2 pseudogenes are annotated in these 363 nt (G+C 65.0%); both read right to left on the reverse strand.

Annotation, left to right across the window (positions count from 1 at the left end):
• A pseudogene (istB, locus tag HMPREF3014_RS12435) lies at positions 1–203 on the reverse strand (IS21-like element ISPst3 family helper ATPase IstB); the annotation flags it as partial.
• Positions 196–363: pseudogene (locus HMPREF3014_RS34350) on the reverse strand (IS21 family transposase); the annotation flags it as partial. The pseudogenes istB and HMPREF3014_RS34350, both read right to left, overlap by 8 nt.

Consider the following 363-nt stretch of genomic DNA (forward strand, 5'->3'; position numbering starts at 1 on the left):
TCGCGGTGCATCGGCAGCTTGGCCATGTTCATCTGGTGGCTCACCGAGCGCATGGCGCGATCTGTGTGCTCTTGTTCCAGCAGGTGTTCGAGCAGCCACTTGGACGAGGCTGTGTTCGACTCACCCTGCGCAGTCAACTCCGCCCAGGCCGTGGCCATGCCGTGCAGGCGCAGCTCCTTGAGTTCCGCCATCAAATCACGCATGACCGACCTCCTCGGCCTGGCCACGCAGGCGGTCGTAGCGCGCCGTGTTAGCGACGGGGGCTTCCTTGAGCGACAAGTGGGTTTCGACGCTGGGTGGTGGTTCGGTCGCGGCCAGGCGCGCCACGACATTGAGGATGTGTTCGGCGCTCAGGCTGCCGCT

It is taken from the genome of Pseudomonas sp. HMSC065H01, from assembly GCF_001815235.1.
Lineage (GTDB): Bacteria > Pseudomonadota > Gammaproteobacteria > Pseudomonadales > Pseudomonadaceae > Pseudomonas > Pseudomonas aeruginosa.